General features: G+C 64.4%; 9 protein-coding genes. 2 read left to right on the top strand and 7 right to left on the bottom strand.

Annotation, left to right across the window (positions count from 1 at the left end; genetic code table 11):
- Positions 1 to 172: 172 nt before the first annotated feature.
- The 4 genes from katE to QM685_RS20415 all read right to left on the bottom strand — a co-directional run bounded on the left by katE (position 173) and on the right by QM685_RS20415 (position 5,288).
- Positions 173 to 2,284: a catalase HPII gene (katE, locus tag QM685_RS20430; protein ID WP_415118685.1), complete on the bottom strand. Its 2,112-nt coding sequence runs from the start codon at positions 2,282 to 2,284 to the stop codon at positions 173 to 175.
- Between the two features lie 203 nt (positions 2,285 to 2,487).
- Positions 2,488 to 3,387: a MipA/OmpV family protein gene (locus QM685_RS20425; RefSeq protein WP_415118683.1), complete on the bottom strand. Its 900-nt coding sequence runs from the start codon at positions 3,385 to 3,387 to the stop codon at positions 2,488 to 2,490.
- Positions 3,388 to 3,851: 464 nt separating this feature from the next.
- Positions 3,852 to 4,619 carry a peptide-methionine (S)-S-oxide reductase MsrA gene (gene msrA / locus QM685_RS20420; protein ID WP_415118681.1) on the bottom strand — a complete coding sequence of 256 codons (768 nt, stop codon included), beginning with the start codon at positions 4,617 to 4,619 and terminating at the stop codon, positions 3,852 to 3,854.
- A gap of 147 nt (positions 4,620 to 4,766) precedes the next feature.
- Positions 4,767 to 5,288, bottom strand: coding sequence for an Lrp/AsnC family transcriptional regulator (locus tag QM685_RS20415; protein WP_415118677.1), 522 nt, complete (start codon positions 5,286 to 5,288; stop codon positions 4,767 to 4,769).
- A 140-nt stretch (positions 5,289 to 5,428) separates the two neighbouring features.
- Between QM685_RS20415 and QM685_RS20410 the strand changes: the two genes are divergently transcribed.
- The gene (locus QM685_RS20410) at positions 5,429 to 6,445 is read left to right on the top strand and encodes a 1-aminocyclopropane-1-carboxylate deaminase (protein WP_415118675.1); all 1,017 of its coding nucleotides are present in this window, start codon (positions 5,429 to 5,431) and stop codon (positions 6,443 to 6,445) included.
- A 94-nt stretch (positions 6,446 to 6,539) separates the two neighbouring features.
- On the opposite strand, the gene ahpF is transcribed toward QM685_RS20410, so the two are convergent.
- From ahpF to prpR, 3 genes are all read right to left on the bottom strand, one after another.
- Positions 6,540 to 8,126 (bottom strand): alkyl hydroperoxide reductase subunit F, encoded by a 1,587-nt coding sequence (ahpF, locus tag QM685_RS20405; RefSeq protein WP_415118673.1) that lies wholly within the window; start codon positions 8,124 to 8,126, stop codon positions 6,540 to 6,542.
- A 177-nt stretch (positions 8,127 to 8,303) separates the two neighbouring features.
- Positions 8,304 to 8,867, bottom strand: a complete 564-nt coding sequence (gene ahpC / locus QM685_RS20400; RefSeq protein WP_415118671.1) for an alkyl hydroperoxide reductase subunit C — start codon at positions 8,865 to 8,867, stop codon at positions 8,304 to 8,306.
- Positions 8,868 to 9,024: 157 nt separating this feature from the next.
- Positions 9,025 to 11,025 carry a propionate catabolism operon regulatory protein PrpR gene (gene prpR / locus QM685_RS20395; RefSeq protein WP_415118669.1) on the bottom strand — a complete coding sequence of 667 codons (2,001 nt, stop codon included), beginning with the start codon at positions 11,023 to 11,025 and terminating at the stop codon, positions 9,025 to 9,027.
- Between the two features lie 294 nt (positions 11,026 to 11,319).
- Here prpR and QM685_RS20390 point away from each other — a divergent pair, with 294 nt between their 5' ends.
- A complete protein-coding gene (locus QM685_RS20390) occupies positions 11,320 to 12,204 on the top strand; it encodes an isocitrate lyase/PEP mutase family protein (protein ID WP_415118667.1) in 885 nt (294 codons plus the stop codon).
- Positions 12,205 to 12,428: the final 224 nt, after the last annotated feature.

Genomic DNA, 12,428 nt, shown 5'->3' with positions numbered 1-12,428 from the left:
AGATGTGCATTCGCGCGCTCAGGCTTGCTGGGTATGGGTTGGCATCGGGGCGCGAAGATTTGCCGGTGGTGGTGGGTTTGGGGTGAAACGCGCAATGAAGCTGGCCGGCGGGAAGCGGCCAGCTTCATCGCGACGCTATGGCGCCGGTGCGGGACCGGCGCATGCGCGGGTCTCAGGCCGGCACCGATTCCGCCTGGGCCGCGCGCGACCATACCCGATGCTGTCCGGCGGCCTTGACGAACGCCTTCAGCACGTCGGCGTGCTGCTTGTCGTCGCCGGTCGCAACGCCGTCCGCATGATCGGGCAACTGCGCGGCGGCGAGCACGTCGCGCCCCGCGCCGAGCGCCGCGATCGCCTTCAGATGCTTGAACGCCTCGAGCACGAAATGCCGCGCATCCCCCGACTGCGCAAGCGTCTTCGCCCCCGCCGCGCCGCCGACGACGATCAGCCCGTCGAACATCACCGACGGCAAGCCGGCAATCGTCGCGTCCGGCGCGATGCCGTCGATTTCGGCGAGCGTCGGCGCGATCAGCATCGGCGTCGCGCCTTCGCCGCGCAAGGCCTGTTGCAACTGCCTGATCGCGGCGCCATCGGAACCGGGCGCGGCGAGCAGCGCGATCTTGCGGGTCTTGATGCCGGGCTTCACGCGATTGAGCAGGCTCAGCGCGGGCGACGACTTCGGCCCGACGAGCTTCGCCGTGCCCTTTTTCGGCGCCGGCAGACCGAGCCCTTCGGCGACTTTCGCCGCGAGTCCCGCGTCGAAGTTGGCGAGGATCTCGTTGACCACGCGCGCGCGCACTTCAGGCTTCGTCACCTTGCCGAGCTCGAACTGATAGGCCGCGGCGATATGGTCCTTCTCGGGTTGCGACATGCTGTTGTAAAACAGCGCGGCCTGCGAGAAATGATCGGCGAACGATTCGCTGCGCACGCGAATCTTCGTGCCCTCGACGCGCTCCTGATAGCTCTCGAAGCCGCCATCCGCCGCAGCCGGATCGGTTTCCTTCGGCCAGCCGTCGTTCAGCGAATTCGGCTCATACGAAGCCTGCCCGACGTGGATCGTCATGCGATGCATCGCATCGCGCTGATTGTTGACCGATGGGCATACCGGCCGGTTGATCGGAATTTCGTGGAAGTTCGGGCCGCCGAGGCGGCTGATCTGCGTATCGGTGTAGGAAAACAAACGCCCCTGCAGGAGCGGATCGTTCGTGAAATCGATGCCCGGCACGATATGGCCGGGATGGAACGCAACCTGTTCGGTCTCGGCAAAGAAGTTGTCCGGGTTGCGATTGAGTGTCATCTTGCCGACGATCTTCACCGGCACCAGCTCTTCCGGAATCAGCTTGGTCGGATCGAGCAGATCGAAATCGAACTTGTGCTCGTCCGCTTCCTCGATGATCTGCACGCCCAGCTCGAACTCCGGAAAGTCGCCGCGCTCGATCGCTTCCCACAGATCGCGCCGATGAAAATCCGGATCCTTGCCGGCCAGCTTCTGCGCTTCGTCCCACAGCAGCGAATACGAGCCGAGCACCGGACGCCAGTGGAACTTGACGAAGCGCGCCTTGCCTTGCGCATTCACGAAACGGAACGTGTGGACGCCGAAGCCTTCCATCGTGCGCAGGCTGCGCGGAATCGCGCGGTCCGACATCGTCCATAGCACCATGTGGGCCGATTCGGGCACGAGTGACACGAAATCCCAGAACGTGTCGTGCGCGGAGCCGCCGGTCGGCATTTCGTTCGGCGCTTCCGGTTTCACCGCGTGCACGAAATCCGGAAACTTGATCGCATCCTGGATGAAAAACACCGGCATGTTGTTGCCGACCAGATCGTAATTGCCCTCCTGCGTATAGAACTTGACCGCGAAGCCGCGTACGTCGCGCACGGTGTCGGCCGAACCGCGCGGCCCCTGCACCGTCGAGAAACGCACGTAGACCGGCGTTTCGACGGCCGGGTCCTGCAGGAACGCGGCCTTCGTATACTCGCGCAGCGATTCGTAGAGCCGGAACACGCCATGCGCGGCCGAGCCGCGCGCATGCACGATGCGTTCGGGAATGCGCTCATGGTCGAAGTGCGTGATCTTCTCACGCATGATGAAATCTTCGAGCAGCGAAGGGCCGCGCGGACCCGCGCGCAGCGTGTTCTGATTGTCGGCAATCTTGACGCCCTGATTGGTTCGCAGCGCTTCGCCTTGCGGACTGATGCGATTGCGCTCGAGATCCTTCGATTTCGGATCGTTCGCGTGAGCCGCCTGGGCCGCGGGCTTCCGGGTACTCGCTTTACCTGCCATGGGGATGGACTCCTTGTGTTCGGGCGCGCCGACGCACGGACGCGTGGGCGCACAGGGAGGTCCCAGCAAGCGATGTACCCGCGAGGGTGCGCGGCGGGAATCGCGGCGCGGATTGAAGCGATGCGTGTGAAGATGCGCGAAAGCGGGACGGCGCCCGTGCCGCCGCCCCGCTTCTCCGGAGGCACGCGCCCTCGCGCCGGCCGTCAGAACCGGTAGTTGATCGACACGTCGGCCACACCGGTCGCGCGGCTGCGCGTGATCGGGCTGTTGCCCGCGCTGCCGACAAGCTGCTCGAACGCGCCGTCCGCGGTCGCGAACCAGTGCTTGTTGAACAGCCAGATCGCGCTGATGCCGAAGCCCACCGACTTGAAGCCCGCGCTCGCGTGATACTGCGAATACTGCGAGTGGGCGGCCTGTTCCTGATTGACGCCGAACCAGCTATTCATATATTTGGAGTCCGCCAGCGTCACGTTCGGGCCGGCGAACCAGAAGAACTTCTTCGTGCTGCCGGGCATCGGCATATAAGCGCCGAAGTCGCCGATCCAGCCGTTCGAGCCGCCGAAATAGCGGCGGATATCGGCGCGCAGCACGAGCGGAAAGTCCTTCGATATCACGTATTCGCCCGCGAGTTTCAGGCCGGGCGCCGCGTTGATGTTGCCGAGTCCGTTCAGCTCCTGCGGATCGTCCTGCCCGCGCCGGCCCAGATCGTAGACGGCCGCGAGACTCATGCGCCAGTTCTCGCCCCGCGCGAAGTTCATCCCGAAGCCCTCGCCGCTCGACAGAAAGAACAGGTCCTTGTAGCGCACGTCGATGCTCGGACCACCCACCAGGTGATAGCGGTCGGAACCCTCGAAGCGCGGCTGGAACGAGGCCGCCGCGCCGAAGCGCACCTGCCAGTCGGGAATGTTCGGCTGATACATCTTCTGCAACGGAATGCCGACCGAGTATTGCCATTCACCGAGAGGCGACGGCGTCTGCGCGAACCCCACATCGGGCAGAAAGGCGATCCCGCCAAGAGTCGCGGCGACGAGCGAGCGCGCGGCGATGCCGGTTTGTTTATTGCGAGGTTTGGCGCCCCGCTTCGTTCTACGGCTGTTCAACACCAGAAGCCTCCAATCTCGCGTATCGCGAAAAGATTATGTTCTCGTCCGGGGATCCAACACGGTCCGACCAGCCCGGGCGACCGAGGCACCGCTACTTACGGCATGTAATTTTTCCAGTAATCGGCGCGGACTGCATGCAACGTATCGGGTCCGGCCTGCGCGCGACGCGCCATAACGGGCAGCAAGCCGTCCGGCAGGTTTCGTGTGCACTGCAGCAACGCACAAAACCGGCCGACGAAATCCTCCTGCGCAAGATATGCGCCAACTGGATGGAAGGTTGATGAATGAATGGCGCGCGCGGGTGCGGGTCAAGCCGATGCGTCGCGCCGGCCGCCCGCCTGTAGCGGAATAAACGAGGCATAAACTAGGCAAGCGAGGCACAAGCGAGGCATAAGCGCGGCGCGCATCGTTCGCCGCCCGTCCCCCGCAAGAAACGCGGCGACGCAATTATCAGCCGCGCCGCGCTACTGTCCGGTTTCCACCAACACCGGCTTGTCGCGATACAGAGTGGGGAACAGCCGCTTCAGATTGGCGATTTTCGGCATGTCGTTGAACACGATATAGGCCGAATCCGGATGCAGCGTCAGGTAGTTCTGGTGATACGACTCGGCGGGATAAAAGCCCTTGTACGGCTCCGTCTTCGTGACGATCGGCGCCGCAAACGCGTGCGACCTGTCGAGCTGCGCGATATAGCTCTGCGCGACGCGCCGCTGCGCGTCGTTGAGCGGAAACACCGCGGAACGGTATTGCGTGCCGCTGTCGGGTCCCTGCCGGTTCAGTTCGGTCGGGTCCTGAATCACCGAGAAATAGACCTGCAACAGTTGACCGTACGTGACCTTGCCGGGATCGAACGTGACCTGCACCGATTCGGCATGCCCCGTCTCGCCGCCGCTGACGGTCTCGTATTGCGCGGTATCGCGCGCGCCGCCCGAATAGCCGGACACCGCTTTCGTCACGCCGCGCACGTGCTGGAACACGCCCTGCACGCCCCAGAAGCAGCCGCCCGCGAACACCGCGGTTTCCTCGTGCGTGGTGCTCGCGAGGACCGGTTCGTCGAGCGCGGGCGGCGCGATCACGACTCCGGTCTCCGCCGACAACGCCATGCGCTGCGCAAGCAGCAACGCCAGCGCACCGGTGCCGAACAGCAAGGACAACGCGGCCGCGCGCGATCGGGGCCGGGTGCGATTCATCGTGCCGCCGGGTCGGCTACCAACGGGTTTGCCGCTATTCATGCCGCATCTCCTCGTTCAATTCGCGCCGGAAAAGCCCGTACCGTTCTCCGCGTGCTGCGCGCGAATAGTTCGAGGCTGGGTCGTTCGGGTGCGCCGTTTATGACAGCATGCGCGTCTTTTCTTTCGGCGGCACGGCCCGGCGTGGATTCAGAGCGGAAATTTCGTCGTCGACAGGATTTCCTTCAGCACCATAAACGAGCGGATCTGCCGCACGCCCGGCAGATACAGCAGTTGCTCGGCGTGCAGACGGTTGAAGCTGTCGCTGTCGCGCGTGCGGATCACCATGAAATAGTCGAATTCGCCGGTCACCACGTGACACTCCATGCAGCCGGCCACTTTCTGCGCGGCTTTTTCGAACTCGGCGAACGACTCGGGCGTCGAGCGATCGAGCACCACGCCGATGATCACGAGCATCCCCGCGCCAGCCGCCTTCGGGTCGAGCAACGCGACCACGCCGCGGATCAGCCCCGACGCCTTGAGCCGTTCGACGCGCCGCAGGCAGGCCGGCGCACTCAGCTTCACTCTGGCCGCGAGCGCGACATTCGAAATCGACGCGTCGGTCTGCAACTGCCGCAGGATCGCGCGATCGATGCGGTCGAGCGGGTGCAGCGGATCGGCCGCGGACGTGGCGGCAGGTCTCGAATCTGTGCGAATTTTTGTTGCGTTCATGAGCGACTGTACGATGTTTTATTAAAAATACTGGGATTCGATCCTTTTCAAAGTACGTCTCGGCGATTTTTTTCGCAAGCTCATTTCGCGCAGTTTTTTCTAACATCAACTCACTGCATTCCATCCATCACGGAGCCGCGATGAACCTGCAACGATTCCCCCGCTACCCGCTCACCTTCGGACCGACGCCGATCCAGCCGCTCAACCGTCTGAGCGAACATCTCGGCGGCAAAGTGCGGCTGTACGCCAAGCGCGAGGACTGCAACAGCGGCTTCGCGTTCGGCGGCAACAAGACCCGCAAGCTCGAATATCTGATTCCCGACGCGCTTGCCCGGGGCTGCGACACGCTCGTGTCGATTGGCGGCATCCAGTCGAACCAGACCCGTCAGGTGGCGGCCGTCGCCGCGCATCTCGGCATGAAGTGCGTGCTCGTGCAGGAGAACTGGGTCAACTATTACGATGCCGTGTACGACCGCGTCGGCAACATCCAGATGTCGCGCATGATGGGCGCCGACGTGCGGCTCGTGCCGGACGGCTTCGACATCGGCTTTCGCAAGAGCTGGGAAGACGCGCTCGACAGCGTGCAAGCAGCCGGCGGCAAGCCGTATGCGATTCCGGCGGGCTGTTCGGATCATCCGTTGGGCGGACTCGGCTTCGTCGGTTTCGCGGAAGAAGTGCGGCAGCAGGAAGCCGAACTCGGGTTCAAGTTCGACTACGTCGTCGTGTGCTCGGTGACGGGCAGCACGCAGGCGGGCATGGTCGTCGGTTTTGCCGCCGACGGCCGCGCCGATCGCGTGATCGGCATCGATGCATCGGCGAAACCCGCGCAGACGCGCGAGCAGATCATGCGGATCGCGCAGCAGACCGCCGGGCGCGTCGAGCTTGGCCGCGACATCACCGCGAAGGACGTCGTGCTCGACGAGCGCTATGGCGGCCCGGAATACGGTCTGCCGAACGAGGGGACACTGGAAGCGATCCGCTTGTGCGCGAGGCTCGAAGGCGTGCTGACCGATCCGGTCTATGAGGGCAAGTCGATGCACGGCATGATCGACAAGGTGCGCAACGGTGAATTTCCGGAAGGCTCGCGCGTGTTGTACGCGCATCTGGGCGGGGTGCCGGCGTTGAGTGCGTATAGCTTTATTTTCCGCGACGGTTGATATTACCGCGCACCGCCGCAAGCAGCGACGAATAAAAAACGGCGGCCCATGCATGGGCCGCCGTCGATCACTACAACGACATCGAACTACAGCGTCAAATCGCTGCTTCGGCTTCCGCCTCGCTTTCTTCGTCCGCGCTGGTGCGGATCAGATGATCGAACGCGGAGAGCGATGCCTTCGCGCCCTCGCCCACTGCGATCACGATCTGCTTGTACGGCACCGTGGTCACGTCGCCGGCGGCGAACACGCCCGGCACCGAGGTCGCGCCGCGGGCATCGACGATGATCTCGCCATATTTCGACAGCTCGACCGTGCCCTTCAGCCATTCGGTGTTCGGCACGAGGCCGATCTGCACGAACACGCCTTCGAGTTCGACCTTCTTCACTTCGCCCGAAGCCAGTTCCTTGTAGACGAGACCGTTCACCTTCTTGCCGTCGCCGGTGATTTCGGTGGTCTGCGCCTGCGTGACGACCGTCACGTTCGGCAGGCTGCGCAGCTTGCGTTGCAGCACTTCGTCGGCGCGCAGGGTGGCGCCGAATTCGAGCAGCGTGACTTCACGCACGATACCCGCGAGGTCGATTGCCGCCTCGACGCCCGAATTGCCGCCACCGATCACCGCGACGCGCTTGCCCTTGAACAGCGGACCATCGCAGTGCGGGCAGTACGCGACGCCATGATTGCGATATTCGCGCTCGCCCGGCACGTTGATTTCGCGCCAGCGCGCGCCGGTTGCCAGAACGATCGTCTTCGCCTTGAGCACCGCGCCGTTGGCGAGACGCACTTCGTTGATGCGCCCCGGAATCAGCGCTTCGGCGCGCTGCACGTCCATGATGTCGACTTCATAAGCCTTCACGTGCTGTTCGAGCGCGGTCGCGAACTGCGGTCCTTCGGTTTCCTTCACCGAGACGAAGTTCTCGATCGCGAGCGTATCGAGCACCTGGCCGCCGAAGCGCTCGGCCACGACACCCGTCGCGATGCCCTTGCGCGCCGAGTAGATCGCCGCCGCCGCGCCCGCCGGGCCGCCTCCGACGATCAGCGTGTCGAACACCGGCTTCTTCTCGAGTTCCTTCGCGGCACGCGCGCCGGCGTTGGTGTCGAGCTTCGCGAGGATTTCCTTGACGCCGCTGCGGCCCTGGCCGAACACTTCGCCGTTCAGGAACATCGTCGGTACCGCCATGATCTGGCGCGCTTCGACTTCGTTCTGGAACAGCGCGCCGTCGATCGCGACGTGACGGATGCGCGGATTGAGCAGCGCCATCACGTTCAGCGCCTGCACGACTTCCGGGCAGTTCTGGCACGACAGCGAGAAATACGTTTCGAATTGATAGTCGCCGTCGAGATTGCGGATCTGTTCGATCACCGCGTCGTCGAGTTTGACCGGATGGCCGCCCACCTGCAGCAGTGCAAGCACGAGCGACGTGAATTCATGTCCCATCGGAATGCCGGCAAAACGGATGCCGGTGTCCTTGCCCACTTCGCCGATCGAAAACGACGGCTTGCGCTCGCTGTCGCCGCGACGCTCGACCACCGTGACGCGCTCCGACAACGTCGCGATATCGTTCAGCAAGGCCAGCAGCTCATGCGATTTTGCGCTGTCGTCGACCGATGCGACGAGCTCAATAGGCCTGCCAACTTTTTCGAGATACGTTTTCAGTTGAGTCTTGAGATTGGCGTCAAGCATGGCTTTGCGTTTTCCGTGACGAGGAGTATGGGGTTCCCGGCGCCGCGGTGGTCCGGATAGAACGCTTGCGGCCCGGGGATGCGCGAAACGCCGTATCGGGCGATTCGCGCGAGTGATGCACCGGGAAGATCCCGGCGGATGCAGACTGCGGATACAGCCAGGGAGGCTGCGAAGACCTTAGATCTTGCCGATCAGGTCGAGCGACGGGGTCAGCGTTTCAGCGCCCGGCGTCCACTTGGCGGGGCACACTTCACCCGGATGCGCGGCGATGTACTGGGCAGCCTGAACCTTGCGCAGCAGCTCGCCCGCGTCACGGCCGATGCCGTTGTCGTGGATTTCGCACACCTTGATCTCGCCTTCCGGGTTGATCACGAACGTGCCGCGCAGTGCGAGACCCTCTTCTTCGATCAGCACGTCGAAGTTGCGCGAGATGGCGAGCGTCGGGTCAGCCAGCATCGGGTACTTGATCTTCTGGATCGTGTCCGACGTGTCGTGCCATGCCTTGTGCGTGAAGTGCGTATCGGTCGAGACGCTGTAGATTTCCACGCCCAGCTTCTTGAAATCTTCGTAACGGTCGGCCAGGTCACCCAGTTCGGTCGGGCACACGAACGTGAAGTCGGCCGGGTAGAAAACGAAAACCGACCACTTGCCCTTCAGGTCTTCTTCAGTAACGGTCTGGAAATTGCCGTTGTGGTAAGCCTGCGCCTTGAACGGTTTGACTTGACTGTTGATGATCGGCATTTGCTGAGTCCTCTTTCAGGGTGGTTGGAAAGTGGACTCAGTATGTCAGATTACACTTAATAGGTAAAGCAGATTGTTTTAATAATATTAATAGTCTTAAGCTATTTATTTTTCCCCCACTGGCTATCGGGTCTGCTTTTTGGGGCGCATCAGGTCATCAGGTCTTTAGAAGCCGCCACAGCGTGGTCCGGCCGATCCCGAGCGCGCGGCTCGCGGCGGCGCGATTGCCGCCTGAGCGTTCGAGGGCGCGCAACGCGTCTGCGCGGGTGAGTGGCGCGCGCGGCGACGCACTCGCCGGGGCGCTTCCAGATGCCTTGCTGGCCGCGTCGGCCGTTGCCGGCCCGATCCGCCCAAATTCCGGAAACACTGCTTGCCAGTCTGGCAACACGTCGGCGGGCGAGTTCCCAGCCGAATCGTCTGCCGGATGGACCGCCGGATCGCCGGCATAGATCGCGGCACGGGCGAGCAGATTTTCCAGTTCGCGGACATTGCCCGGCCACGCGTAATTCGCAAAAAGCGGAGCGAGAAACGCGAGCACCCGTTCGAGCGCCGCCGCCGACAAGCCGTACTGGAGCGCACCGCGGCCCAGCAGATGACGCGCGAGCGGCGCGATATCGTCGCGCCGCTCGCGCAGCGGCGGCAATTTTATCTGAAGCAGATTCAAGCGGAAATACAGATCCGCGCGAAACGCACCCTGCTCGACGAGCGCATGCAGATCGCGATGCGTCGCCGCGATCACGCGCACGTCGACCGGCGTCGCGCGGCCCGCGCCCAGCTTCATCACCTCGCGTTCCTGCAACACACGCAGCAGCCGGCTTTGCAGCGCAGGCGGCATTTCGCCGATTTCGTCGAGAAAGATCGTGCCGGTATGCGCGATTTCAAAGAGCCCCGGCTTGCCGCCGCGCCGCGCGCCGGTGAATGCCCCCTCCTCGTGGCCGAACAGCTCGCTTTCGATCAGTCCCTCGGGCAACGCCGCGCAGTTGAACGCGACGAACGGATTACCGCGCCGCCGGCTCGCGTTATGGATGCCCTGCGCGACCAGTTCCTTGCCGGTGCCGCTTTCGCCGGTCAGCAGCACCGTCGCGTCGTGCGCGGCGCCGGCGCGCGCGAGCCGGCGCACTCGCGCGAGCGCTGCCGATTCTCCGATCAGATCGTCGAGCCGATGCCGCGCGACCAGGTGCCTCGGCCGCTGACTCGTGCGCAACGAATGGTCGATCCGTTGCGCGACGAGCGCGTCCTGCGCGGTCACGACGAAGCCGGTGCGCACGCCCTGCTCGACGATCGGCACGCAATTCACGCTCAGCGCGCGTCCGCCGATCTGCTCGATGCGCCCGTCGACCGGCTGGTCCGCCGCGCGCGTGTCGCGCAGCAGCGGCGCGAGCGCGCGCGCCACCTGCCGCCGGCCGTGCGCTTCGTCGTCCGCGAGACCCAGCAGTTCGAGCATCGCGGGATTGACGGCTTCGAGCTGGCCGGCGTCGTCGAACGCGGCGACGCCGTCGCGCAGATGCGCGACGATCGTGTTCAGACGCATACGCCGCGATTCCTTCCGGCGGCTCACGCGCGCAAGTTCAACCGAGCGCTCGAACGCCTCCTCGACCGCGCCGAACGAGTACAGGAACACGCTTTCCATGCCGGCCTGCTGCGCCAGATCGCAGGCCATGCCCGGACCGATGATGACGCCGCAGCCGTCGGCGGCGAGCTGGCCGACCGCGAGCCGCACATCGTCGATCGAGCGGTAGGCGCGCTGTTTCAGATCGACGTTGAACCACGGGCCCAGCTCGTCGAGTTCGTGCGAGATCGTTTCGTGCAGCACGAGGCCGATCCGCGCGTCGGGCCACGTCGCCGTCGCGTGCGTGATCGCGTTCAGTACGTCGAAGCCGTTCACCTTGACCGTGACGACCGGCACGTTCAGGTGCGCTTGCAGATACGCGCCGTTCGAGCCGGCGGCCAGCACGACGTCGACGGAGCCGGCGTCCACGTAGGCCTGCAACGCGGCGACGGCCGCTCCGTAGCCTTCGCGGACCGGGAAAAATCTCGCGCGCGCGGCATAGCGCGGCGCGACCGTCTCGCAAAGCGACTGCAGGCGGCTGATACTGACGAGCGCGACACCCGGCAGACCGGGGTTCGAATCGGCGACGAAGGACGTGAAGGTGGACACCGTGGTTCTCCTTCCCCGAGAGACTCCGCTGCAACGCTCAACGTCGGGACTCGAGGATCAGTTTTGAAACCGGCCATGAGGCGTTTCACGGAACGTTTCATGATGCGTTTCATCATGCGTTTCATGAAACACTCAGCGCATTCTGCCATGAACGCCCAATCCTCCCCGCCGCGCCGCAAACCGCCGACCGAAAGGGACTAGCCGCAGGCAAGCACCACTTCGCATCCAATGGCACGCTTCCTGCACAATGACCCCTGCGTTTCACTACCGATTCCTCTTCTGGAGACCCGCACCATGACCACCACTTCCGCCACCCGCCGCGCCGCGTTCCGCGCGAGGGTCAACCAGCGCCAAGGACTGCTCGTGCCCGGCGCGTTCAACGCGATGAGCGCGCGCGTGATCGAGGACGCCGGCTTCGAGGCGGTCTACATCACCGGCGCGGGCGTCACCAACATGTCGCTCGGGCTGCCCGATCTCGGTTTCATCGGCCTCGCCGAAATCGCCGAGCACACGGCGCGCATCCGCGACGCGGTCGCGCTGCCGCTGATCGTCGATGCCGACACCGGCTTCGGCAACGCGCTGAACGTGCGCCAGACGGTGCGCGTGCTCGAGCGCAGCGGCGCGGACGTGATCCAGTTCGAAGACCAGGTGATGCCGAAGAAATGCGGCCACTTCTCGGGCAAGGAGGTGATCGCCGCGAACGAGATGGCCGGCAAGATCCGCGCGGCTGTCGATGCGCGCGAGGACGCGAACCTGCAGATCATGGCGCGCACCGACGCGGCGGCCGTGCACGGCATCGAGGACGCGATCGAGCGCGGCCATCGCTTCATCGAGGCGGGCGCCGACATCCTCTTTATCGAGGCGACCGAATCGCTCGCCGATATCGAGCGTCTGCCGGCGCTGTTCGACGTGCCGCAACTGATCAACATCGTGATCGGCGGCAAGACGCCGGTGCAATCGCGCGAGACGCTCGCGAAGCTCGGCTACGGCATCGTGCTGTACGCGAACGCGGCGCTGCAGGGCGCGGTGCTCGGCATGCAGCGCGCGCTCGGCACGCTGCAGGACAAAGGCCGCCTCGACGAGGACGCGACGATCGTCGCGCCGTTCAGCGAGCGCCAGCGGCTCGTCAACAAGCCGCTCTATGACCGGCTGGACAAGGAGTACGCGGCGAAAGACTGAATCACGCGCGGGCGCGCTGCCGGCGTCGCGCGCTGCAACGCTCGCCGGTATGGCGCCATTTATTGCGTTACGATTCAGGGCTGGCAATCAGGCAAGCCGATGTTGCCGCCAGCCCGCCGCGGCCATTCGCGGCGCCCGGATCCCCGCGCCGCCGCGCCCGCGCGAGCGCCGGCCCAACGCAATCGAAAGGTAGTCGCACGCACCATGATGTCACCCTCCTCGCG

Source organism: Paraburkholderia sp. (assembly GCF_047605525.1).
Taxonomy (GTDB): Bacteria; Pseudomonadota; Gammaproteobacteria; order Burkholderiales; family Burkholderiaceae; genus Paraburkholderia.
The sequence above is the reverse complement of the archived record's forward strand: the minus strand, read 5'-3'. Positions and strand labels throughout refer to the sequence as shown.